Origin of the sequence: Pseudomonas sp. SCPG-7, assembly GCF_002156405.1 — a bacterium.
Taxonomy (GTDB): Bacteria; Pseudomonadota; Gammaproteobacteria; order Pseudomonadales; family Pseudomonadaceae; genus Aquipseudomonas; species Aquipseudomonas parakoreensis.
This window is the reverse complement of record NZ_MVOO01000014.1, coordinates 66,175-86,043: the sequence shown is the minus strand read 5'-3', so window position 1 is coordinate 86,043 and position 19,869 is coordinate 66,175. Positions and strand designations below refer to the sequence as shown.

Genomic DNA, 19,869 nt, shown 5'->3' with positions numbered 1-19,869 from the left:
AGAACAATAAAAATGATCTTCACCCCGGAACACGAAGCACTGCGTCGCACCGTCCGCCAATTCGTCGAACATGAGATCAATCCACACGTCGATGAATGGGAAAAGGCCGGGCGCTTTCCGATCCACGAGATTTTCCGCAAGGCCGGCGACCTTGGTCTGCTGGGGATTTCCAAACCGGAAAAATTCGGCGGCATGGGCCTCGACTACAGCTATTCGATTGTCGCCGCCGAAGAGTTCGGCACCATTCATTGCGGCGGCATTCCGATGTCGATCGGCGTGCAGACCGACATGTGCACTCCGGCGCTGGCCCGCTTCGGCTCCGATGAATTGCGCGACGAATTCCTCCGCCCCGCGGTTACCGGCGAGCAGGTCGGTTGCATCGGCGTCTCGGAAGTCGGTGCCGGTTCCGATGTCGCGGGTCTAAAGACCAGCGCGCGCAAGGACGGCGACGATTACGTGATCAATGGCAGCAAAATGTGGATCACCAATTCACCGAGTGCCGATTTCATCTGCCTGCTGGCCAACACCTCGGACGACAAGCCGCACATCAACAAGTCGCTGATCATGGTGCCGATGAACAGCCCGGGCATCAGCCTCAGCTCGCACCTGGACAAGCTCGGCATGCGCAGCTCGGAGACCGCCCAGGTGTTTTTCGACAACGTGCGTGTGCCGCAGCGCAACCGCATCGGCCACGAAGGCGCCGGGTTCATGATGCAGATGCTGCAGTTTCAGGAAGAACGTCTGTTCGGCGCGGCCAACATGATCAAAGGTCTGGAATATTGCGTCGACAGCACCATCGAGTACTGCAAAGAGCGCAAGACCTTCGGCAACGCGCTGATCGACAATCAGGTGATCCACTTCCGCCTCGCCGAATTGCAGACCGAAATCGAATGCCTGCGGGCGCTGGTCTATCAGGCCACCGAGCAATATGTGAAGGGTCAGGACGTCACGCGTCTGGCCTCGATGGCCAAGCTCAAGGCCGGGCGCCTCGGTCGTGAAGTCAGCGACAGTTGCCTGCAATATTGGGGCGGCATGGGCTTCATGTGGGACAACCCGGTGGCCCGCGCCTATCGCGATGTGCGGCTGGTGTCGATCGGCGGCGGCGCCGACGAAATCATGCTGGGGATCATCTGCAAACTGATGGGCATTCTGCCGGGGAAAAAGAAATGAGCCCCCTGCCGGAATGCCAGACACTGCTGCTGGAGCTGCATGGCGGCGTATTGCACATCACCCTCAATCGCCCGGACAGCCGCAATGCGATGAGCCTGCACATGGTCGCCGAACTGCGTGCGGTCTTGGCGGCGGTACGCGATGAGCGCAGTGTTCGCGCCCTGGTGCTCAGTGGCGCGGGCGGGCACTTCTGCGCTGGCGGCGACATCAAGGACATGGCCAATGCACGCGCCCGGGGCGCCGATGCCTATCGCGATTTGAACCGCGCTTTCGGTGCGCTGTTGCAAGAGGCGCAGCAGGCGCCGCAAGTGCTGATCACGGTATTGCAAGGCGCAGTGCTCGGCGGTGGTTTCGGGCTGGCATGTGTGAGCGATATCGCCATGGCCGATCATCAGGCGCAATTCGGCCTGCCGGAAACCAGCCTCGGGCTGCTGCCTGCGCAGATCGCGCCGTTCGTGGTGCAACGCATCGGCCTGACCGAAACCCGTCGGCTGGCACTGACCGCCGCGCGTTTCGATGGTCATCAAGCGCGACGCCTGGGGCTGGTGCATTTTGTCGAGCAGGATCCGCAGGCATTGGCCGAACGCCTCGACGAAGTACTCGACCATGTTCTGTGCTGCGCACCGGACGCGAATGCGATGACCAAAAAGCTGTTGCTGGCCAGCGCCGGACAGCCATCGAATGAACTGCTGGATGACGCAGCGCAATGGTTCAGTGAAGCGGTGACTGGTGTCGAAGGGATCGAGGGCACGATGGCTTTCGTGCAAAAGCGTAAACCGCGATGGGCCACCTGAAAGCTTCACGAGCAGGCCCGCTCTCACAGGTTTTGTGAACGATGCAAATTCCTTGTGGGAGCGAGCCTGCTCGCGAAGAGGCCAGCCAACCCACCGCCAAATACTCAGGAAGATCACCATGCCCGCCCTCCACAAAATCCTGATCGCCAACCGCGGTGAAATCGCCTGCCGCATTCAGCGCACCGCCCAGGCCCTCGGCTATCGCACCGTCGCCGTATTCAGCGATGCCGACGCCGATGCCCTGCACGTGCAGATGGCCGATCAAGCGGTGAACATCGGCGCCGCACCGGTACACCAGTCTTACCTGAACATCCCGGCGATCCTCGCTGCCGCGCGCCGCAGCGGCGCCGACGCGATCCACCCCGGCTACGGCTTTCTCTCGGAAAACCCAGGATTCGCCCGCGCCTGCGCAGAAGCCGGCCTGACCTTTATCGGCCCCAGCACCGACGCCATCGAGCTGATGGGCAGCAAGCGCCTGTCGAAAATCGCCATGCTCGACGCCGGCGTTCCCTGCATCGCCGGCTATCAAGGCGCCGCGCAGGACGACGCTACCTTGCTGCGCGAAGCCGAACGCATCGGCTACCCGCTGATGATCAAGGCCAGCGCCGGCGGCGGTGGACGCGGCATGCGCCTGGTGCACAGCAGCGACGAGTTGCCGGCGCAATTGCGCACCGCGCGCTCCGAGGCACTGAATGGTTTTGGCAGTGACGAACTGATCCTCGAGCAGGCACTGATCGAACCACGGCACGTCGAGGTGCAACTGTTCGGCGACTGCCAGGGCAATCTGATCTACCTCGGTGAGCGCGATTGCTCGGTGCAGCGTCGCCATCAGAAAGTCATCGAGGAAGCACCCTGCCCGGTGATGACCGGTGAGTTGCGCCAGGCCATGGGCGAAGCAGCGCTCAAGGCTGGTCGGGCGGTGAATTACGTCGGTGCCGGCACCGTCGAGTTTCTGCTCGATGCCCGTGGGCAATTCTACTTTCTGGAAATGAACACCCGTCTGCAGGTCGAGCATCCGGTGACCGAACTGATCACCGGGCAGGATCTGGTCGCCTGGCAATTGGCCGTTGCCGAGGGGCAGCCGCTGCCGTTGACTCAGGATCAGGTCGCGCTGAACGGTCACGCCATGGAAGTGCGTCTGTATGCCGAAGATCCGACGCAGAATTTCCTGCCGCAGACCGGTCGTGTACAGGCCTGGGAACCGGCGTTGGGTCCCGGCGCGCGAATCGATCACGGCGTGCGCGAAGGTCAGTTGATCAGCCCGTTCTATGACCCGATGCTCGGCAAGCTGATCGCCCACGGCGCGACCCGCGAAGAGGCACGGCGCAAGCTGTTGCGCGCAGTGCAGGACAGCGTGCTGCTCGGTGTTCAGAGCAATCAGCGTTTGCTGGTCAGCCTGCTGCAACATCCACAGTTCATCAGCGGTGAATTCAGCACCGCATTCATTGCCCAGCATTTCACTGACCACCCGTGCCTGCACACTTACGCCCCCACCGCCGAGGAACTGGCCATCGCCGCCGTGCTGTTTTATCAGTCTGGCGCGCAGGCGCATCGCGCGCCGCTCAAGGGTTGGCGCAACAATGTCGGCGCGCCGCTCGATTACCGCCTCGGGCTGGAACAGCAGGACTGGAGCTTGCAACTGCTTGCGAACGGCGCTGGCCGCTTCACCGTGAACGTGATGCAGCGCGCACTGGCGCTGACCGTCATTGAGTGCAACGAACGCTCGGTGACGCTGGAAGTCGACGGCCTGCGCCAGCGTCATGCGTATCGGATCGCCGGCGAAGAACTCTGGCTGTTCACCCACCCCGGCAACCTGCGCCTGGAGGATCGAACTCATGCGCTGATCAGCAGTCAGAGCAGCGTCAGCTCCGGCACACTGAAAGCGCCGATGGACGGTGCCATCGTCGACGTGCTGGTCAGCGAAGGCAGTCGGGTCAGCAAGGGTCAGTTGCTGGTGGTGCTGGAGGCAATGAAAATGGAGCATCCGCTGAAGGCCGGTATCGACGGCGTGCTCAAGCGGGTGCAGGTCAAGGTCGGCGATCAGGTAAAAAATCGTCAGGTTCTGTTGCAGGTCGAGTGAGTCGCCAGGCGCAAACGCAAGGTTTGACTACGCTCTGATCTATCAGGACGCGTAAATCAGGAAACCTGCGATGCCCCATTGGCTGGTCATTGATCTGGAAGCCACCACAGATGAAGGTGGCTGGCCGGTTACGGAAATGGAAATCATCGAAATCGGCGCGACGCTGGTCGATCGAGCCGGTCGCGAGCAGGATCACTTTCAGCGGTTCGTCAAACCGACCCGGCGGCCGTTATTGACGGCATTTTGTCGTGAACTCACGCACATCACCCAGGCCAATATCGATGCCGCGCAGCCGTTGAACGAGGTCTGGCCAGTCTTTGAGCGCTGGCTCGGGCAACACCAGACGCGCCTCGAGGGCTGGGCCAGTTGGGGAGATTACGACCGCAAGCAGTTACTTCAGGAATGGCAGCGCCTGCAGCTCGACAGCGTGCTGGGCCGAGTGCCGCACATGAATCTCAAACAACGCTTTGCCAAGGCCCGCCGCCTGGAACGACCGTTGGGCCTGAACGGCGCGCTGCAACTGGCCGGCATGCAGTTCAGCGGTCAGCAGCATCGGGCCCTGGAAGATGCGCGCAATACCGCGCGGTTGCTGCCGTTGGTCTTGCCACTCTGAAGTCGGGGCGAGAACTCGTCGGACACGCCCCGGGCAGGTGACGGCGCCGGGAGCGTTGTGCATACTGGCCAGCCTTTTTTAACCCTTTTTTGCCCTTTTCGAGAGGAATCGCCCATGTTCAAAGTCAACGAGTACTTCGACGGCACCGTCAAGTCGATCGCTTTTGGCACCGCTGAAGGTCCGGCGACCATCGGCGTCATGGCCCCGGGCGAATACGAATTCGGCACCGCTCAGCGCGAGATCATGCACGTGGTCTCCGGTGCGCTGACCGTCAAACTGCCGGACAGCAGCGACTGGGAAACCTTCGCCGCCGGCAGCCAGTTCAACGTTCCGGCCAACAGCAAGTTCCAGCTGAAAGTCGCCGTTGATACTGCTTACCTGTGCGAATACCGCGGCTAAGCCCACGGCTTTTCCCGGTAAAAAAATGCCCGTGTCCATGGACACGGGCATTTTTCATTTCCGGCCTCGGTTATTCGAGGATTTCCACCGGCATACCGACTTCCAGCCGACCATTGCTGTCGTTGACCAGATTCTGCCCGAACATCGCGCCATCAGCCTGGGCACGGTACTTCTGCAAGGTCGCCAGCGGTTCGCGATCGGCACTGCGCTCGCCAGTCTGCGGATCAATCGTGGTCAGGATGCAGCGCGAGCAAGGCTTGACCACGCGGAACTCGACATCGCCGATGCGGATGCGCTTCCAGCCATCTTCGGCAAATGCCGTACTGCCTTCGATCACCAGATTCGGCCGAAAGCGCAGCATCTCCAGCGGTCGTCCGACCTTTTGCACCAGATCGTCAAGCGACGCCTGGCCAATCAACAACAGCGGGAAACCGTCGGCGAACGCGACCTGATCGTCGTCGCGGCCATACCCGGCCTGCGTCATACGCGCGCGATCAAGTGGCACCTGCACCAGACGGGTCGGTTTGCCGATGAAATCGCTGACCCAGCGGGCCGCTGCATCACCGGCATCCGGAACGCGCAGGGTGTCGCGCCAGATGGTCACACCGCGCAACTCGGCATCGTCCTGCGGTAACGCAATATCCAGCGCGGCATGGTCGGGCGCACTGAGGGTCAGCCCGCCCTGCGCATTCCACAATGCCGACAGCTGGCTCATTTTCGCCTCGGCCCTTTGGGTCAGGAAGCGGCCGCTGGCCTCGTCCACCAGCATCCAGCGTCGGTCCCCTTCAAGGCCCAGTTTATCCAGGCCAATCGATTGCAGAATCTCGGGCTTGCCGGATTTCAACGGGTAACGATAAAGCGCACTCAGACGCAGCATGTCCAGCTTCCTGATGGGCAAAAAAGCCACCCTATACGAGCTTTATCTGTGAATCAAAGCCTGATGCACGCGCCTGCAAAGATAGTTTGTGGCGAGGGGATTAATCCCCGATGGGGCGCGAAGCAGCCCCACTTGAATCAAGAAAGCGGGACTGCTGTGCAGTCCATCGGGGATAAATCCCCTCGCTACAGGATTTCCTCAGACCGGCACTTCATCCAGCATCAGACGCTGACGCACGACATCGACCAGTTTGTCCGGCTGGAACTTGGAGAGGAAGTTATCGCAGCCGACCTTCTTCACCATCGAATCGTTGAAGCTGCCGGACAGCGAGGTGTGCAGCACCACATACAGACCGCGCAGGCGCGGGTCGTTGCGGATCTCGGTGGTCAGGCGATAGCCGTCCATTTCCGGCATTTCCGCGTCGGTGAACACCATCAGCAGTTTGTCGGTCATGTTCACGCCGGTATCGGCCCAGGCCTTGAGCATGTTCAGCGCCTTCAGGCCATCACTGGCGATGTGCATTTTCACCCCGAGCTGGCCGAGGGTGTCACGCAATTGCGAAAGCGCCACGTTGGAGTCGTCCACCAGCAGTACTTCGCGACCACGGGCACGCTCCAGCACCGGATCGTCGAGTTTGTCGCGCGAAACCTTGGCGTTGTACGGAACGATTTCGGCGAGCACTTTCTCGACGTCGATGATTTCCACCAGTTGATCGTCGACCTTGCTGATCGCGGTCAGGTAATGCTGGCGTCCGGCGCTGGTCGGCGGCGGCAGGATGGCTTCCCAGTTCATATTGACGATGCGATCCACGCCACCGACAAGGAACGCCTGCACCGAACGGTTGTACTCGGTGACGATGATGGTGCTGTTCGGGCCCGGCACCAGCGGGCGCATGCCGATCGCCTGGGACAGGTCGATCACCGGCAGCGTCTGGCCACGCAGGTTGACTACACCGCAGACAAACGGGTGACGTTGCGGCATCAGGGTCAGCTTCGGCAATTGCAGAACTTCCTGAACCTTGAACACGTTGATCGCGAACAATTGGCGTCCGGCCAGTCGAAACATGAGAATTTCCAGGCGATTCTCACCCACCAGTTGCGTGCGTTGGTCTACCGTGTCGAGAATGCCGGCCATCAATGACTCCTGGGCTTGTTCTGATGAATTCACTACTAAGTGGGGTTATCGGCTGTTTATGGCGATTCTTGACCCCCACAAAATCACCATCAAAATGCCACACGCAGGCATTGATGTCACATTAACATCATGGTTTACTGGCCCGGCGTTTTCATCTGCTACATTCTCTTCTGGCGCGACCACAGTTTGCGCCACAGGTTCCCGCGTGTAAGGGAATCCCCTAGTAACAATCAGGCCCAACCTGATGTTCGCAATATCCAATAGCCATTAATGTGACGCCATTCTCATTGCATGAACGGAGTCAGGCTATTGTGTGCGATCGCAGGTCAGTGGAAACCCACCCTCTGGAAAACCTCAGCCAGTGCACTTGCACGGCGGGGCGCGATCTCCCGACGGTTCATGATCGTCGACACACACGGCATTCCCTCATCAGACATGACGCTGTGGAGATAAGCATGCCAATCGACCGTAAAGACTGGGCACAACGCTTTCCCGAATTTCTCGTCGAAGCGGAAACACTCCTGGCCAAGTCGGAAGAATGCCTGAGCCACCTGCAATTGATCAGCAACGACAAGGATGCGATCGACTGCATGCGCAGCACCCTGCTCAAGCTGGCGAGCCGTGCAGAAGCGTTGGCACTGGAAGCGATTTCCGAGTTTTCCCTGCACATTCACAGCTTGCTCGATCATGCCCCGGACTCTATCGATCTGCACGCTCAGGCACTGAATGCGCTTCAGGACTGTTTCACCCTGATGGCCTGGCAGATTGAACTGGTCGATCACAATACCGGGCAACTGAGCCTGGATAGCAGCGAGCAAACCTCGCTGATCGAAGCCTTCGCGTTCCAGGTCGGTCAACACCAGTTTCAGCCTTCGCTTTCGCCCCGGCCAATCCCGCTCTTGTCTTATTCCGAGCGCCAGGCCTGATTCGCAGCGGTTAATGCGCACATCGCGGCTGTAGAGCCGAATCGCTGAATGTCGCAAATGAATAGTTCATGCCCGCCAGCGACAATTCGAATTAAATAATCACACCTGACACCCGCAGAAATTTTCCCGCGCCTCAGGGTTTGCCTGTGTCCGTGTAACGATCAACTTCAAGCGACACGGGATATCTATCCAGCATAATAAGGTGACTTTTTTCCATTATGGAACTCACGTCCAACATGGCGACTTTCCTGACCCTTTGGACATATATGGCAAACGCGACCAACGGTATCTTAAGTGGTATTATGCCGCCCGTTAGTTGCTATCAATTAATGGCAAAGTGATTCAGTGACAGTCCTCCCCAACGAAGTTGGCGGTCAAACATCGTTCACTGAACCTCGTTCAAATCAATAACATAATTGACAGCATTTTCAGACAGAGACCCGCCAGCCAACGGCCGGTCTGCCCGCAGCGAATATCCATTGGCTCCATCCGATATGTACGCCAGCCTCAAGTCAATCACCACTTGGCCACCGTCCCGGGAAAATGCACGCCGGTTCACACTCATATTGTGTGTCACTGCCACCGCCGGCTGCCTGCTGACCTACGGTTTGTCTGCACCGCTTTCGCTGGGACTGCTGCTGTTGAACATGGCCGCCACTGCTTGTGTCTGGGTGCAATATCGGCTGTCGCGCAAATCGATCAAGTTCCAGCCCCAGGAACTCGCCGACCGCTTGCTGGAAGTCCAGGAAAACGAACGCCACCGCCTCAGCCGTGAACTGCATGACGACATCGGTCAGTTACTGACAGCAGCCAAACTGCAAAGTGAATGGCTGAAAAGACGTTTGCCAACCGACTTGCAAGAGCAATGCTCGACACTCTGCGACACCCTCGAAGAAACCCTCAACAAGGTGCGCGACGTCTCAGCCATACTCAACCCACGCCAGTTGACCAGCCTCGGACTGGAAGCCAGCCTGCGTGCGCACTTGCTCAAGACTCTGGCCAACACATCGGTGCACTGGAGCCTCGATTGCCAGCAGCGACTCAACGGCATTCCGGAAGAAATGGCGGTCGCCGCCTTTCGCATCACCCAGGAAGCGGTGACCAACATTCTGCGCCACGCGCAGGCCAGCAACCTGTTGATCCGTGTGCAGCGCCTGCCACAAGGGCTGACGTTGTTGATCAGCGACGACGGCCAAGGCTTCGCGCCTGCTGCAGATCCGGGTCGGGAAGGACAGCGTGGAATGGCCGGGATGGCCGAGAGGATCGAACAATTGGGCGGCACGCTGAACGTCATCAGCGAGCCGGGCAAAGGCACTCAAATCGAAGCACTATTCCCCTGGGCGCCCCGTGCACTCGAGCGGGCCAGTACGAATAAGGTTATGCGTTGACTTGTAACTTACTTCTGGTGGATGACCACTCGCTGATCAGAGCCGGCGTGCGCGCTCTGGTGCTCGACATTCCCGGTTACGCCGTCGTTGGCGAAGCCAGCGATGGCTCGCAGTTGCTTGAAATGGTCGAACAACTGGCCCCCGATATCGTCTTGCTGGATATCTCGATGAAGGAAACCGGTGGCCTTGAAGCCCTGCAACGGCTCAAGCGGGTGCGGCCCCAAAGCAAAGTGTTGATTTTGTCGATGCACACCGATCCGGCGCTGATCATGCAGGCACTGGAATCCGGAGCGCATGGTTATTTGCTCAAGGACACCACGGCCACCGAACTTGAACATGCCCTCGAAGCCCTGCGTAACAACGAACGCTACCTGAGCCCGGCGATCGCCCACACCGTGATCAACCAGGCCCTGACCCGCACGCAGAAAAACCCGCCGGAAGTCGCCGATTCGCACAACCTGACAGCCCGTCAACTGGAAATCCTGCGGTTGATCGTGCGCGGCAAATCCACTCGGGAGATCGCCAACGGCTTGGGCCTGAGCATCAAGACCGTCGAAACCCACCGCTCGCAGATCATGAAACGCCTGCAGATCTACGACGTGGCGGGTCTGGTCCTGTTTGCCGTGCGCGAACAGATCATCAGTCTTGACGACTGATCGACCCGGCACCGCCCAATAGCGGCGAATGCTCGGGCAAATGCACCCGCAAGGCCGCAGGCCGCGCCTCGAAGCGCAGGCTGTCGCCTTCAAGCGGCTCACCGTCAAGATTGATGCTCAAGCCCTCGGCGACCTTGATTTCGACCCAGGGCAGGCGGGCTCTTACAAACATATTGTCGATGCCGAAGCCGTCACTGAGCAGGGTCTTCAGCGTACCGACCAACTCCTGCGGTGCCGGCAAAATGCTGATGTCCAACAGGCCATCATCCGCCAGTGCCTGCGGACACAATTCATGCCCGCCACCCGCCTGACGGCCATTGCCGATTCCCAGCGCCAGCAGCTCGCCACTCCAGTGAAAGTCCGGTCCCTGCAGTTCGCCGTAGGCCGCGTGCAACTCACTGAAGCGCGATAAACCGGTGAACAGATAGGCGGCCCCGCCGAGTACTTTTTTCAGATCCTCGGATGTATTGGCTGTAACCTGACTACCGAAACCACCGGTCGCCATGTTGAGGAAAATCTGCTCGCCGACTGCGCCCAGGTCAATGTCGCGCGGCGGTACATCGAGAAGCTCAAGCGCCTCGGCCGGCTCCAGCGGAATCCCCGCCGCACGGGAAAAGTCGTTGGCCGTGCCCAGCGGTAACAGCACCAGACTGGCCTTGTGCGGATGCCTGGCAAGGGCTTCAGCGATATCGCGCAATGTCCCATCCCCGCCTCCCGCAATGATCTGCGAGTAGCCACCCGCCAAAGCTTCTTCCACCAGACGCTGAGCGTCACCGGCCTCCCAGGTCAGGCGTACTGCCAACTCCCATCCCTGCTTTCGCTTTGCTTCGACAGCGGCGCGAACCGCCTCATTGAGTGCCTGCTTGCCATGCAGAATCAACAGCGCCCTGCGTTCACTCATAACGGTCACTCCCCACAATTGAATCGGTATGAAACATCTTGACCACCGGCACAGGCAAAAAAGCCATCGGAGCACCATTTAATTCAAGCGCCCGGCTTGTCACGTCCTACACAGCGGTATTTTTTCTTACAACAGGTAAGGAATCGGCTCAATTGACCGGACTCGATCCTTGATACACCTTGTACAGGCAGTATCAATTTTCGTTTTTTTAACAACACAAGGATGTGCAGGGAATGAGTGGATACCCCCTCGGAGCTGGTGACAGTTCGAATGACGGAAAGGCCAGCGCGCTGACAGTGAAAACAGCCGACGGATATTTCCATGTCCAGCCATGAAGCCAGAGTTTCAACCCGTCCGATTGCCCCTCTCAACGAAAGTCGCAGCAGTCACAAATCCGATTTCAAAAAGAGCACCAGAACCGCTGGAGAAGCACAAATGGAACCGCGCGTGACCGAACTGGAAACCCACCTCAGATACATACGCCGGGATATGGATGAAGTGCGCGCAGATGTAAGAACAATCAAGCACCGACTCGCCTATTCGGCAGGTGCAACGGCAGTGATAATGGGACTGTTGGGTTGGGTTGCCAACAGTCGCTTCGATCAGTTGGTCACGCTGATGAGCAATTGACCCGGGAGAATGCAGGATCGACGCTTTCAGGCGTCGAGCCTGCACTTGCAAGGTCAGGCTCAGCGAGGATCAGAGTCAGTCGAGCAGGTCGCTCAGGGGAATGAACCCGACTTCATCATCTTCTACGAGCGTGTGGCCCTCCAGCACTTCTACCAGGCCATCCGCCCAGGCAGCGCTGCGCAACACACCAGAGCTTTGATTGCGATAAATGATGGCCCGTCCTTGCTCGAGTCGACCACGCAGATATTCACGCCGATGGCCGGCCACAGGCCAGACGAAACCTGCTGGCACCGTAAACTTCAGCGGCACAACGTCTCTTACACCTTGACGCCGCAGCAAGTAAGGTCGCGTCAGCAAGGCAAACGTCACCAGCGTCGAAGCGGGGTTTCCGGGCAGGCCAATGACTGGCACGTTGCGAAAATGGCCGAACGTCAGCGGCTTGCCTGGCTTGATTGCCAGTTTCCACAATGCCAGCTCGCCCTCTTCCCTCAATGCAACACCCAGAAAATCTGCTTCCCCGACCGAAACCCCGCCGGTTGAAAGAATCAGGTCGACATCCTGCAAGTCGCCCAGACGCGCTCGGGTGGTGTCCAGATCGTCCGGCAGAATGCCCGCATCGATCACCTCACAGCCCAATCGCTGCAACCAACTGCACAACACCACCCGATTACTGTTGTAAATCTGCCCCGGCCCGAGAGGCTGGCCCGGCTCAACCAGTTCATCGCCGGTGGACAGCACCGCCACTCGGACCTTGCGCACCACATTCAGCCCGTCACATCCCAGCGATGCCGCGAGACCTTGTTCGATCGGTCCCAGCCTTGTGCCTGCCGCCAGGATCAACTCACCCACGGTGGTTTCCTGGCCTTGTGGACGAATGTTCTGGCCGAGGCTCATGATTTCGACGAAGCGCACACTGCCGTCGGCTTGGACTTCGGCGTTCTCCTGCATTTCCACACAGTCGGCACCGGCAGGCACCGGCGCACCGGTGAAGATCCGCGCGCAGGTGCCGGGCTTCAAGGGGGCAGGCGCTTGCCCGGCGAAAACCTTCTGGCTGACCGGCAGCGGTGCGCCGGTCCAATCCGCCAGCCTCAAGGCATAACCATCCATGGCGCTGTTTGGCCAAGGCGGCAGGTCCAGCGTTGAAACCAGGTCTTCGGCAAGCACTCGCCCCTCGACCTGCGCCAATGGCAGAAACTCGCGCTCGACAATCGGCGTGGCCTCGGCCATTTGCAGCAGGCGAGCCAGCGCTTCCTCGACGGGCATCAGGCTGCCGGTCTTGCCCGGCTTACCCACGGGATTCACAAGGCGCCGCCTGTTTCAGGTGAGGAACGAAGTTGCATGGCCGATGCCGCGAATCCAGCTGTTCAGCGAGAATGCCGTCCCACCCGGTGCGCACCGCATTGGTCGAACCTGGCAGGCAACATACCAGCGTGCCATTGGCCAGACCGGCCAGTGCCCGCGATTGCACGGTTGAAGTACCGATATCAGCCACCGATATCTGTCGGAACAACTCACCAAACCCGTCAACCTGCTTGTCGAGCAGACAAGCCACGGCTTCAGGCGTGCTGTCACGCCCGGTAAAACCGGTGCCGCCGGTAATCAATACAACCTGTACCACGTCCTCGGCAATCCAGTGGGCAACTTGTGCGCGGATCTTGTACAGGTCATCTTTGAGCAGGACCCGTTCGGCCAGACGGTGGCCGGCAGCAGTCAGGCGGTCGACAAAGACCTGGCCTGAGGTGTCGGTTTCCAGGGTTCGGGTATCGCTGACAGTCAGCACCGCAATATTCAGCGGTGCGAAAGGTACATCGGCCTTGGCTTTCATTAGGCTCGTCCAGTTGTAGGAGAAACAGCCCGGTGTTATATCACAGCGCCTGAATTTTTCGCCGCCCTGCTGGAGAGCTGCCATGACCCCGAATACGCCATTGCCCCCCTGCTCCATTCTGCTCTTGGCAGGCGGACGCGGCCAGCGCATGGGTGGCCAGGACAAAGGGCTGGTCGAATGGCAGGGTGAAGCGCTGATTGCGCATTTGCAGCGCAAGGTGCGACCGCTGACTGACGATCTGATCATCTCCTGCAATCGCAATCGCGAGCGTTATGCTGCCTACGCCGACCAACTGGTGAGTGATGAAGAAGAGGACTTTCCAGGCCCCCTGGCCGGCATCCTCGCGGGGCTAAAGGCTGCGCGCTTGCCCCATCTGCTGGTTTTGCCCTGCGATGTGCCGCGCATCGACGCAGCGCTACTGCACGACATGCGTGCAACTGCCGGCCAGTTTCCTGACAAACCTTTAATGTTGCGCCATGACGACCATTGGGAGCCCCTGCTGTGCGTGATTCCGGTGGCCCTGTTGCCCGCGTTCGAAACCGCCTGGAACGCCGGTGAACGCAGCCCCGGCCGGGTCATGCGCAACCTCGGCGCAACGGCCCTGCAATGCCCGGACAACGACCCGCGACTGGCCAACCTGAATACCCCCGAACTGTTAAATGCGCATAACACTGTGTCAGACTGACAGCATTCAAGGAACTCTCACGCCTTGTATACGTCTCAAGCTCAGTAACCAAAAGTATTCCCATTCGGAGACACACTCATGACTCAACGGACCCTCGCCACTTTCATGCTCGCACTGGGCCTGGCAACGCTCGCTGGTTGCTCGTCGCCAACAGTGATCACCTTGAATGACGGTCGCGAAATCCAGGCCGTCGACACCCCGAAATATGACGAAGATTCGGGCTTCTACGAGTTCAAGCAGCTGGACGGCAAAGAGACTCGCATCAACAAGGATCAGGTTCGTACCGTTAAAGAGCTGTAATCTTTACGTCGACACCGGATACAGAAAAGCCCGCATTGATGCGGGCTTTTTCATGGGTACGTAAAAGTAAATGGTGTCACCACTGCAGGGTGATCTGGCTCTCGAACTCGCGCTTCTCACCGGTGACCGGGTCGACAAACCGCAGCCCTTGCGCCAGCAGTTTGAGCGGATTGGCGTAGTCATCCTCAACGTCTTTCAACACCTGCGGATAAAACGGATCGTTGCAGATACTCGCGCCCAGCGCGGTCATGTGCACCCGCAACTGATGCTTCTTGCCGGTCACCGGATACAGACCGTAGCGCCACAGATCACCGTTCTTTTCCCGGACCTCCACCGCCGTTTCAGTGTTCGCCAGACCCGGGCCTTCCTGCATGCGGAAGAACGGTTCGCCGTCGATCAAGCGACTTTTGTGAACCAGGGGAAACTCCAGCTCCGGCAGCGCACGGGCAATCGCCTCATAGCGTTTATCGATCTGCCGGGTCGGAAACAGCGACTGATAAGCCGAGCGGGTTTGTGGGTTGGCCGAGAAGATCACCAGTCCGGCGGTGTGCCGGTCGATGCGGTGCAATGGCACCAGATGGGGGTTGTCCAGGCGGCGGATCAGGCGGCGCAGCAACGTCTGCTCGACATACTCACCGGCTGGTGTCACCGGCAGAAAATGCGGTTTGTCCGCTACCACCAGATGTTCATCCGCATACAGGATCGACTCGACCGCTGGAATCGGCTTTTCATCCGGCACTTCACGGAAGTAGTGAATGCGAAGCCCTTCCTTGTACGGCAAATCCAGCGCAATCGGCTGACCCTGAGCATCCAGCACCCGGCCGCGGACGATCCGGTCCAGCCATTGCTCGCGACTGATCGCCCTGAAATGCTCACACAGGCAGTCAAGGACGGTCGCCCAGGACCCCGGAGGAAGGTAAAGGGTGCTGGCCTGATTCTGCGCAGCAGAAAACGTTGGTGTGGACATACGGAAATTCGATCCCTCAATGCAGGCCGGCATTATCCAACACTGAGCGAAACGAACCTAGTGCGCAATCTGCGGCCCGCCTCAGGCCGGAATCGACTTGAGTGCCGCCGCTTCGGTGAACTCCTTGAGCCAGCGCAATACATCGACCGCCTCCCAGCGTCCCGGGTCATACAAGGCGTACAACAACCCCTGATAACCGACCACATCCAGTTGCTTGTGATAACCGGCACGCTGGAAAAGCGCTTCGATCTCGGCAAAGCAGGTGTTGAAGTGCAGTTTGTTGAACGGCGTCTTGCCCTCCGTGACCAGCCCGTCCAGGCGCAACTCGAGGACCGCCTCGCGCACCACGTCAACCGACATCCGGTTCACGCTGTTCTTCAACTGTTCGACATTGACCACGGTTCGTCCCTCTGACTGCCGGATTCACCTGCTCAAGACTTCACAAGCAGCAGGTCAACCCAATTACTGTATGCGCATACAGTAAACGAATAATCCGCAGAGTGCCAACGGGAGGATGGTCGCTCGCGACCAGCGGATGACAAATCGCTTAGCGCAGGAATGCCACCACCTGATCGGCACTGAACGGCCAATTCAGTTCTGCGCCAGTATCCACTCGGCGCAATACAGGGATCCGCAGGCTGTAAGCCTCAAACCAGGATTCATCCTCTGCAATATCCACCAGCTCCACCAGCAGACCGTGCTCGACAAACGGCATCAACTCGGCTTCTGCCACCTCGCACAGATGGCATCCCAAGGTGCCGAACAACTGACATTCAGGAAGCATGATCGCTCAACCGAAAAAATGAGCGTTCATTCTAGGCCCGCCTCGAAAACCCGTCGAGCCGGCGCAGCCAGATGGCCGGCGCACCGCAGCAAACAAGCAAAACCGTGATGCAAATCAGTCCACGGAAAAGCCAATCAGGCGATGCTTCCGCGCTTTTTGCCTCTACGCTTGAGAAGCCTGAGCCTGACATCGGAGTGTCTTGTGTTTGCCAACCTGTTGATCATCCTCGCCTCATCCCTGGTGATGATTGCCCTGTTCCGCCGCCTGCGCTTGCCGCCGGTGCTGGGCTATCTTTGCGTGGGCCTGATGGTGGGACCGACCGCTTTCAACTGGGTTAACGAGAGCGAACATCTGCCGGACGTGGCCGAACTGGGGGTGGTGTTTCTGCTGTTCTCGCTGGGCCTGGAGTTTTCCCTGTCGAAGATGATCGCGCTGCGCCAGGTGGTGTTCCGCCTGGGCAGTCAGCAGGTATTGCTCAGCACCGGATTGCTCGGGCTGGTGCTGCTCCTGTTGGGCATGCCGCTGGCCCCGGCCCTGCTGCTCGGCGCCGGGCTGTCGTTGTCGTCGACGGCGATTGTCACCAAGGAGTTGGGCAGCCTGGGCGAAGTGTTCAGCAGTCACGGGCAGAACGCGGTCGGGGTCTTGCTGTTTCAGGACGTGGTGGCGGTGTTGCTGCTGACCCTGGTGCCAGTGTTCGCCGGAAGCAGCTCGCAAGCCTGGTACTGGGCCTTGCCGCTGACATTGGTGAAGACCGTGGTGCTGTTTTTCGGTCTGTTGCTGGCCAGCCGCTGGTTGCTGCCACGGCTGTTTCATGAAGTGGCGGCCTCGCGTTCGGCGGAATTGTTCGTGCTGCTGGCGCTGGTGATTGTGCTGTTGACCGCATGGCTGACGCACCTGCTCGGCCTGTCCCCTGCCCTTGGCGCATTTCTGGCCGGGATGCTGCTCGGCGAAAGCCACTACCGCCATCAGATCGAAGCTGACATCCGGCCGTTTCGCGACATTCTGCTTGGGGTGTTTTTCGTCAGCATCGGCATGCTGATCGACCTACAACTGTTCGTCAGTCACAGTGTGTTGATTCTCGGCCTGACCCTCGGCCTGATGCTGATCAAGGGCACGGTCGTCGCGCTCTTGGTGAAATGGCGCGGCAGTGATCACGAAACCGCCTGGCGCAGCGGCCTGGCCCTGGCGCAGGGTGGGGAATTCTGCTTCGCGTTAATGGCGCAAATGCAGCAAAACCAGATGCTGCCTAACGAGCTGGGCGCCCTGCTGCTGGCGGCAACCTTCTGCTCGATGCTGCTGACGCCACTGCTATTGCGCGCCGCGCCGCAAATGGCCGCGCGCCTGCACCGCAAGCCGAACCAGGAGGCGCAAATCGAGGAAATCAGCGCCCTCAATGCCGGGCTGGATCAACATGTGGTGATCTGCGGTTACGGCCGTGTCGGTCAATCCATCGGCCGCTTCATGCGCAATGCCAATCAGCCTTATATCGCGCTGGATAACGATCCGGTACGTGTGCAGGAAGCCGCAGCCGGCGAAAGCGAGGTGCATTACGGCGACTCTGCGCGCGGCGACCTGCTGACCGCCGTCGGACTGTTGCGCGCCCGGCTGCTGGTGATCGCCGTGGATCAGAGCGATGTCAGCCTGCGGATTCTCAAGGAAGCGCGCCGGCTCAATGCGCGGATACCGATTCTGGTGCGTACCCGCGACGACAGCCAATGGGCTGAACTCAAAGCCGCCGGCGCCAGCGAAGTGGTGCCGGAGCTATTGGAATCGAGCCTGATGCTCGCCTCCCACGCCTTGGTCATGCTTGGCCTGCCAGCGCATAAGGTGCAGGAGCAAATCGATCAGGTGCGCATTGATCGCTATCGTCTGCTGCACGGCTTCTATCCCGGCGCGGAAGACGAGGAAGCCTAGTCCTGGCTCACCGCGCCGATCTTGTGCAGCGACAGGTCGGCGCCGTAATACTCTTGTTCCTGACTCAGGCGCAGGCCGTGCAAGGCCTTGATCACGCCGTAGACGGCGAATCCGCCGATCAGTGCGACCAGCACACCCAGCGCGCTGCCGATCAACTGACTGATCAGGCTGACCCCGCCAAGCCCCCCCAGCGCAGTCTGGCCGAAGATGCCGCAGGCGATCCCGCCCCACACGCCGCACAGACCGTGCAACGGCCATACGCCGAGGACGTCGTCGATGCGCCATTTGACTTGCGCGGCGGTAAAACACCAGACGAACAAGGCACCGGCCAGTGCGCCAGTTACCAGCGCGCCTACCGGATGCATCAGGTCGGAACCGGCGCAGACGGCTACCAGCCCGGCCAGCGGGCCGTTGTGCAGGAAGCCTGGGTCATTGCGCCCGGCGATCAGTGCCGCCACGGTGCCGCCGACCATGGCCATCAACGAGTTGACCGCCACCAGACCGCTGACGCCCTGCAAGGTCTGCGCGCTCATCACGTTGAAGCCGAACCAGCCGACGATGAGAATCCACGAACCGAGCGCCAGAAACGGAATGCTCGATGGCGCGAACGCCACCAAGCGCCCTTCGCGATAACGCCCGTTGCGCGGACCGAGCAGCAAAACCGCTGCCAGTGCCAGCCAGCCGCCCATGGCGTGCACCACCACGGAACCGGCGAAATCATGGAACGCCGCGCCAAAGCGTGCCGTCAGCCAGGCTTGCAGACCGTAGTTGCCGTTCCAGATCATGCCCTCGAAAAACGGGTAGATGAACGCCACGATCAGCGCTGTCGCACACAACTGCGGAACGAATCGCGCACGCTCGGCAATCCCGCCGGAGATGATCGCCGGAATCGCCGCGGCAAAGGTCAGCAGGAAGAAAAACTTCACCAGACCATAACCGTGATCCGCACTCAGCACCGCCGCCGGCTGCATGAAGGTCACCCCATAGGAGATCCAATAGCCTATAAAGAAATAGGCCAGCGTCGAAACGGCAAAGTCGCTGAGAATTTTCGACAGCGCGTTGACCTGATTTTTCTGGCGCACCGTGCCGACTTCAAGGAAGGCGAAACCGGCGTGCATCGCCAGCACCATCACCGCACCGATCAGAATGAACAACGTGTTGGAGCTGTGGACCAGCGTGTCCACAGCGCTTTGCAGATTTTCCATAAAGAGGCAGACCTGAAGGCTAAAAAGGCACCAAAGCGGTTCGCGCGGACAATTCATGCACCAAGTTGCGCCCCGCCGGACACCGCAGTGGCGCTGCAGTGAACCGCTTTGGCGCACAAGGTCGATGTCCTGACACGGACCAGGATTATTTGAGTTAAGGTTTTGCTGCATGTACGCCCGCCAACAGCGCACGAGCGCGGCAGAACGCACCAGTACATAGCAAAAGCTGTACCAGTCATTTGTACTGAACCTTCGCGCAAGGCTCATACTCGAACGCTTCAGACGTCACTTACGGAGATCCACCCATGGCCAGCATCAAGGCAAAGACCGCTCAAGAAATCCTGATGAACGACTTCCAGACTCTGGTCGCCGACACCGAGCGGTTGCTCGAACACACCGCGACGCTGGCGGGCGATCAGGCCGATGAGCTGCGTGAGCAGATCCACGACAGCCTGTTGCGCGCCCGTGAAACCCTGAAGCTGACCGAAGACACTCTGCGCGATCGCGGTCAGGCTGCGGTCACCGCCACCGAAGACTACGTGTCGGCCAATCCCTGGCAGTCGGTGGGCATCGCTGCCGGCGTGGGCTTTCTGATTGGCCTGCTGGCCACTCGGCGCTGAT

At 59.7% G+C, this 19,869-nt stretch carries 22 protein-coding genes; 13 read left to right on the top strand and 9 right to left on the bottom strand.

Annotated features, from left to right (window positions below):
• The first annotated feature begins 12 nt into the window (after window positions 1–12).
• The 5 genes from atuD to B1722_RS22510 all read left to right on the top strand — a co-directional run bounded on the left by atuD (window position 13) and on the right by B1722_RS22510 (window position 5,056).
• Entirely contained in the window at window positions 13–1,170 is a 1,158-nt protein-coding gene (gene atuD / locus B1722_RS22530) for a citronellyl-CoA dehydrogenase (protein WP_086794314.1), read from the top strand.
• Window positions 1,167–1,964 carry an enoyl-CoA hydratase/isomerase family protein gene (locus B1722_RS22525; RefSeq protein WP_041069670.1) on the top strand — a complete coding sequence of 266 codons (798 nt, stop codon included), beginning with the start codon at window positions 1,167–1,169 and terminating at the stop codon, window positions 1,962–1,964. Before atuD ends, B1722_RS22525 begins: the two co-directional genes overlap by 4 nt.
• 118 nt (window positions 1,965–2,082) lie before the next feature.
• Window positions 2,083–4,044, top strand: a complete 1,962-nt coding sequence (locus B1722_RS22520; protein WP_086794312.1) for an acetyl/propionyl/methylcrotonyl-CoA carboxylase subunit alpha — start codon at window positions 2,083–2,085, stop codon at window positions 4,042–4,044.
• Between the two features lie 70 nt (window positions 4,045–4,114).
• Window positions 4,115–4,657, top strand: a complete 543-nt coding sequence (locus B1722_RS22515) for an exonuclease domain-containing protein (RefSeq protein WP_041069664.1) — start codon at window positions 4,115–4,117, stop codon at window positions 4,655–4,657.
• A 114-nt stretch (window positions 4,658–4,771) separates the two neighbouring features.
• Window positions 4,772–5,056 carry a pyrimidine/purine nucleoside phosphorylase gene (locus tag B1722_RS22510; protein ID WP_003226701.1) on the top strand — a complete coding sequence of 95 codons (285 nt, stop codon included), beginning with the start codon at window positions 4,772–4,774 and terminating at the stop codon, window positions 5,054–5,056.
• A 70-nt stretch (window positions 5,057–5,126) separates the two neighbouring features.
• Here B1722_RS22510 and B1722_RS22505 read toward each other — a convergent pair whose 3' ends face one another.
• Together B1722_RS22505 and B1722_RS22500 are read right to left on the bottom strand one after the other, a co-directional pair.
• Window positions 5,127–5,933, bottom strand: a complete 807-nt coding sequence (locus tag B1722_RS22505) for an MOSC domain-containing protein (protein ID WP_041069662.1) — start codon at window positions 5,931–5,933, stop codon at window positions 5,127–5,129.
• Window positions 5,934–6,131: 198 nt separating this feature from the next.
• A complete protein-coding gene (locus B1722_RS22500) occupies window positions 6,132–7,067 on the bottom strand; it encodes a chemotaxis protein CheV (protein WP_041069659.1) in 936 nt (311 codons plus the stop codon).
• Window positions 7,068–7,522: 455 nt separating this feature from the next.
• On the opposite strand from B1722_RS22500, the gene B1722_RS22495 reads away from it, so the two are divergent.
• The 3 genes from B1722_RS22495 (at window position 7,523) to B1722_RS22485 (ending at window position 10,037) form a co-directional block, all read left to right on the top strand.
• Window positions 7,523–7,993, top strand: a complete 471-nt coding sequence (locus tag B1722_RS22495) for a hypothetical protein (protein ID WP_041069656.1) — start codon at window positions 7,523–7,525, stop codon at window positions 7,991–7,993.
• A gap of 494 nt (window positions 7,994–8,487) precedes the next feature.
• Window positions 8,488–9,381 (top strand): sensor histidine kinase, encoded by an 894-nt coding sequence (locus B1722_RS22490; RefSeq protein ID WP_041069652.1) that lies wholly within the window; start codon window positions 8,488–8,490, stop codon window positions 9,379–9,381.
• Window positions 9,378–10,037: a response regulator transcription factor gene (locus tag B1722_RS22485; protein ID WP_041069648.1), complete on the top strand. Its 660-nt coding sequence runs from the start codon at window positions 9,378–9,380 to the stop codon at window positions 10,035–10,037. The genes B1722_RS22490 and B1722_RS22485 overlap by 4 nt, the downstream gene beginning before the upstream one ends.
• Here the strand turns inward: B1722_RS22485 and yegS are convergent.
• Window positions 10,021–10,938, bottom strand: a complete 918-nt coding sequence (gene yegS, locus B1722_RS22480; protein WP_041069646.1) for a lipid kinase YegS — start codon at window positions 10,936–10,938, stop codon at window positions 10,021–10,023. The two genes, B1722_RS22485 and yegS, sit on opposite strands and share 17 nt — an antisense overlap.
• Window positions 10,939–11,259: 321 nt before the next feature.
• On the opposite strand from yegS, the gene B1722_RS29615 reads away from it, so the two are divergent.
• Window positions 11,260–11,568 (top strand): hypothetical protein, encoded by a 309-nt coding sequence (locus tag B1722_RS29615; protein WP_174377176.1) that lies wholly within the window; start codon window positions 11,260–11,262, stop codon window positions 11,566–11,568.
• A gap of 75 nt (window positions 11,569–11,643) precedes the next feature.
• Here the strand turns inward: B1722_RS29615 and glp are convergent, their stop codons facing one another.
• Together glp and moaB are read right to left on the bottom strand one after the other, a co-directional pair.
• Window positions 11,644–12,870 carry a gephyrin-like molybdotransferase Glp gene (gene glp / locus B1722_RS22470; protein ID WP_086794310.1) on the bottom strand — a complete coding sequence of 409 codons (1,227 nt, stop codon included), beginning with the start codon at window positions 12,868–12,870 and terminating at the stop codon, window positions 11,644–11,646.
• Window positions 12,854–13,393, bottom strand: coding sequence for a molybdenum cofactor biosynthesis protein B (gene moaB, locus B1722_RS22465; RefSeq protein ID WP_003226719.1), 540 nt, complete (start codon window positions 13,391–13,393; stop codon window positions 12,854–12,856). Before moaB ends, glp begins: the two co-directional genes overlap by 17 nt.
• A gap of 82 nt (window positions 13,394–13,475) precedes the next feature.
• Here moaB and mobA point away from each other — a divergent pair, with 82 nt between their 5' ends.
• Together mobA and B1722_RS22455 are read left to right on the top strand one after the other, a co-directional pair.
• On the top strand, window positions 13,476–14,078 hold the full coding sequence (mobA, locus tag B1722_RS22460) for a molybdenum cofactor guanylyltransferase MobA (RefSeq protein WP_041069637.1): 603 nt from the start codon (window positions 13,476–13,478) through the stop codon (window positions 14,076–14,078).
• Between the two features lie 78 nt (window positions 14,079–14,156).
• Entirely contained in the window at window positions 14,157–14,378 is a 222-nt protein-coding gene (locus tag B1722_RS22455; protein ID WP_003226722.1) for a YgdI/YgdR family lipoprotein, read from the top strand.
• A gap of 76 nt (window positions 14,379–14,454) precedes the next feature.
• Here the strand turns inward: B1722_RS22455 and B1722_RS22450 are convergent, their stop codons facing one another.
• The 3 genes from B1722_RS22450 to B1722_RS22440 all read right to left on the bottom strand — a co-directional run bounded on the left by B1722_RS22450 (window position 14,455) and on the right by B1722_RS22440 (window position 16,129).
• Complete coding sequence (locus B1722_RS22450) at window positions 14,455–15,345, bottom strand: pseudouridine synthase (protein WP_041069634.1); 891 nt, start codon at window positions 15,343–15,345, stop codon at window positions 14,455–14,457.
• A gap of 81 nt (window positions 15,346–15,426) precedes the next feature.
• On the bottom strand, window positions 15,427–15,744 hold the full coding sequence (locus tag B1722_RS22445) for a transcriptional regulator (RefSeq protein WP_003226726.1): 318 nt from the start codon (window positions 15,742–15,744) through the stop codon (window positions 15,427–15,429).
• Between the two features lie 148 nt (window positions 15,745–15,892).
• The gene (locus B1722_RS22440; RefSeq protein ID WP_041069630.1) at window positions 15,893–16,129 is read right to left on the bottom strand and encodes a glutaredoxin family protein; all 237 of its coding nucleotides are present in this window, start codon (window positions 16,127–16,129) and stop codon (window positions 15,893–15,895) included.
• A 201-nt stretch (window positions 16,130–16,330) separates the two neighbouring features.
• Here B1722_RS22440 and B1722_RS22435 point away from each other — a divergent pair, with 201 nt between their 5' ends.
• Window positions 16,331–18,043, top strand: coding sequence for a monovalent cation:proton antiporter-2 (CPA2) family protein (locus B1722_RS22435; protein WP_041069626.1), 1,713 nt, complete (start codon window positions 16,331–16,333; stop codon window positions 18,041–18,043).
• On the opposite strand, the gene B1722_RS22430 is transcribed toward B1722_RS22435, so the two are convergent.
• A complete protein-coding gene (locus B1722_RS22430; RefSeq protein ID WP_041069622.1) occupies window positions 18,040–19,248 on the bottom strand; it encodes an ammonium transporter in 1,209 nt (402 codons plus the stop codon). The genes B1722_RS22435 and B1722_RS22430 overlap by 4 nt on opposite strands.
• Before the next feature lie 305 nt (window positions 19,249–19,553).
• Here B1722_RS22430 and B1722_RS22425 point away from each other — a divergent pair, with 305 nt between their 5' ends.
• The gene (locus B1722_RS22425; RefSeq protein WP_025113166.1) at window positions 19,554–19,868 is read left to right on the top strand and encodes a YqjD family protein; all 315 of its coding nucleotides are present in this window, start codon (window positions 19,554–19,556) and stop codon (window positions 19,866–19,868) included.
• The last annotated feature ends 1 nt before the right edge of the window (window position 19,869 follow it).

What these genes read in the sequence shown, in the direction of transcription:
- B1722_RS22490 (WP_041069652.1), top strand. Translation starts at nt 8,488, where the DNA reads ATGTACGCCAGCCTCAAGTCAATCACCACTTGGCCACCGTCCCGGGAA.
- B1722_RS22520 (WP_086794312.1), top strand. Translation starts at nt 2,083, where the DNA reads ATGCCCGCCCTCCACAAAATCCTGATCGCCAACCGCGGTGAAATCGCC.
- B1722_RS22515 (WP_041069664.1), top strand. Translation starts at nt 4,115, where the DNA reads ATGCCCCATTGGCTGGTCATTGATCTGGAAGCCACCACAGATGAAGGT.
- moaB (WP_003226719.1), bottom strand. Translation starts at nt 13,393, where the DNA reads ATGAAAGCCAAGGCCGATGTACCTTTCGCACCGCTGAATATTGCGGTG.
- yegS (WP_041069646.1), bottom strand. Translation starts at nt 10,938, where the DNA reads ATGAGTGAACGCAGGGCGCTGTTGATTCTGCATGGCAAGCAGGCACTC.
- mobA (WP_041069637.1), top strand. Translation starts at nt 13,476, where the DNA reads ATGACCCCGAATACGCCATTGCCCCCCTGCTCCATTCTGCTCTTGGCA.
- B1722_RS22440 (WP_041069630.1), bottom strand. Translation starts at nt 16,129, where the DNA reads ATGCTTCCTGAATGTCAGTTGTTCGGCACCTTGGGATGCCATCTGTGC.
- B1722_RS22525 (WP_041069670.1), top strand. Translation starts at nt 1,167, where the DNA reads ATGAGCCCCCTGCCGGAATGCCAGACACTGCTGCTGGAGCTGCATGGC.
- B1722_RS22450 (WP_041069634.1), bottom strand. Translation starts at nt 15,345, where the DNA reads ATGTCCACACCAACGTTTTCTGCTGCGCAGAATCAGGCCAGCACCCTT.
- B1722_RS22495 (WP_041069656.1), top strand. Translation starts at nt 7,523, where the DNA reads ATGCCAATCGACCGTAAAGACTGGGCACAACGCTTTCCCGAATTTCTC.
- B1722_RS22510 (WP_003226701.1), top strand. Translation starts at nt 4,772, where the DNA reads ATGTTCAAAGTCAACGAGTACTTCGACGGCACCGTCAAGTCGATCGCT.
- B1722_RS22455 (WP_003226722.1), top strand. Translation starts at nt 14,157, where the DNA reads ATGACTCAACGGACCCTCGCCACTTTCATGCTCGCACTGGGCCTGGCA.
- B1722_RS22425 (WP_025113166.1), top strand. Translation starts at nt 19,554, where the DNA reads ATGGCCAGCATCAAGGCAAAGACCGCTCAAGAAATCCTGATGAACGAC.
- B1722_RS22505 (WP_041069662.1), bottom strand. Translation starts at nt 5,933, where the DNA reads ATGCTGCGTCTGAGTGCGCTTTATCGTTACCCGTTGAAATCCGGCAAG.
- atuD (WP_086794314.1), top strand. Translation starts at nt 13, where the DNA reads ATGATCTTCACCCCGGAACACGAAGCACTGCGTCGCACCGTCCGCCAA.
- B1722_RS22500 (WP_041069659.1), bottom strand. Translation starts at nt 7,067, where the DNA reads ATGGCCGGCATTCTCGACACGGTAGACCAACGCACGCAACTGGTGGGT.
- B1722_RS29615 (WP_174377176.1), top strand. Translation starts at nt 11,260, where the DNA reads ATGTCCAGCCATGAAGCCAGAGTTTCAACCCGTCCGATTGCCCCTCTC.
- B1722_RS22430 (WP_041069622.1), bottom strand. Translation starts at nt 19,248, where the DNA reads ATGGAAAATCTGCAAAGCGCTGTGGACACGCTGGTCCACAGCTCCAAC.